General features: G+C 35.4%; 2 protein-coding genes. Both read right to left on the reverse strand.

Annotated elements, in window-relative coordinates; genetic code table 11:
* Positions 1-555 precede the first annotated feature (555 nt).
* Entirely contained in the window at positions 556-1,281 is a 726-nt protein-coding gene (gene pflA / locus JJE11_RS17610; RefSeq protein ID WP_291637984.1) for a pyruvate formate-lyase-activating protein, read from the reverse strand.
* A 41-nt stretch (positions 1,282-1,322) separates the two neighbouring features.
* A partial coding sequence (locus JJE11_RS17615; protein ID WP_291637986.1) for a pyruvate formate lyase family protein occupies positions 1,323-2,123 on the reverse strand: 801 nt, incomplete at its 5' end.

The raw sequence follows: 2,123 nt of genomic DNA on the forward strand, positions 1-2,123 counted from the left end.
GAGGTAAACCCTAAGTATCAGATTAAATTAAGAAATTTAAAAACAAGAAAAGCAGAAGATCATGTTAAATCTTCTGCTTTTCTTGTTGTATGAATGTGAAATTTTCGTGACTCTTCGAGAGATATACCCAACGCTTGTTATAGACACTTCGAGCCAATTTGTCTCATATTTATCTATCCTTTGTTTTTAGGAATTCATGTTTTCTCGTCCGACCATTTTGTTCCAAGGTCACCCAAAAGTCTCGTCCTACCACTTTGTTCCAATGGAACAAAGATACCCTTCTAGATACAATTAGTGTATGCATAACATTATGAACTTTCTCCGGAAGTGACTTTCAATAAGAAGCGAAAAAACAATTGAAATTCGATTTACAGATTCTTATTTTGCGAATATAAAATTCTCGTGAGCCTTCCAGGAAGGAAGGCTAGCGAACCCGAGACAGGACGTCGAGTGTGAGTGGCAGAGAATTTTATATTCGCAAAAGATTAGAAGCTGTTAATCGAATTTCCAGTTTTGAGCTCGTATTGCAAGGCACGCAGGAGAAAATTCATATTTTTATCTGATGATTAGTAAATTATCTATTAGTGTTTGCAGCTCTTTAGTTTTATCTTTATCCATTGGCTTAACATCTTTTAATTTATAAGGTATACCTAAAGCTTCATATTTATTTACCCCTAGAACATGATAGGGAAGAAGTTCAACTTTATCAACATTTGGTACCTCTTCAGCAATGATTTTCGCGAGTTTAGTTATATGTTCTTCTGAATCTGTAATTCCAGGTACAACAACATGTCTTACCCAAACCCTAGTTTTTGATTTTCTTAATGATTGTAAAAATAAATTAACACCTAATGCATCTCTATCGGTTAAAGTAACATAGCCTTTACTAGTGGTGTGTTTTATATCTAAAAGCACTAAATCTGTATATTCTAATATATCATCATAGTCGCCTTGTCCAAAACCGGCTGTATCTAAGGCTGTATGAATACCGTTTTGTTTACATAATTTTAAACATTCAAGTAGAAATTGTGGTTGAACTAATGGGTCGCCACCGGAGAAAGTAACACCGCCGGAAGAACGTTGAAAATAGGGTTTGAATCTAACAATCTTTTGAACGAGTTCTTCTGGAGTCATTTCAATGCCACCACTCAGATTCCAAGTATCTGGGTTATGGCAGTAGGCACATCTTAATTTGCAACCTTGAAAAAAAACCACTACTCTAATTCCAGGACCATCAACTAGCCCCATGCTCTCTATAGAATGAATCCTACCTTTTACCATAGTTACTTCCTCCTCCTTTGGTGCTAAAAATTAAGTGTCAATTAGATTTTATTATGGAAAGTTCTACTAATAACTTCAAGTTGCTGTTCTCTTGATAATCTATTGAAATGAACGGCATATCCTGAAACCCTTATTGTTAATGTTGGATATTTGTCTGGATTCTCCATAGCATCAATTAAAGTTTCACTACTTAGTACATTTACATTTAAATGATGTGCACTTTGTGCGAAATATCCATCTAAAAGGAAAACTAGATTATTTATTCTTGTAGCTTCATCTTTTCCAAGTGCATTTGGTACTATTGAAAAAGTATTTGAAACCCCATCTTGGCAATAATTTCTATAAGGAATCTTAGCAACAGAATTTAATGATGCTAACGCTCCATTTTCATCTCTGCCATGCAGTGGGTTTGCTCCTGGAGCAAGTGGTGCACCCCGTTTTTTGCCATCAGGAGTTGATCCTGTCTTCTTGCCATAAACCATATTTGAGGTAATAGTAAGGGCAGATAGTGTGTGTTCCGCTCCCTTATATGCTGGGTGTAATTTAAGGTCATCACTGAATTCCTTTATAAGGTTAACAGCTAAATCATCAACTCTGTCATCATCATTTCCGTATTTAGGGAAATCTCCTTCAATTTTAAAATCAATGGTTATTCCATTTTCATTTCTTATTGGTGATACCTTAGCATATTTTATAGCGCTTAAGGAGTCCGCGGCAACTGAAAGTCCTGCTACGCCAAATGCCATGAAGTATTTGAGATCAGTATCATGAAAAGCAAGTTGGCCAGCTTCATAAGCATACTTATCATGCATATAATGTATCGTATTCATTGTATTTACATA

The sequence above is a fragment of the Clostridium sp. genome, from assembly GCF_016650095.1.
Taxonomy (GTDB): domain Bacteria; phylum Bacillota; class Clostridia; order Clostridiales; family Clostridiaceae; genus Clostridium_AD.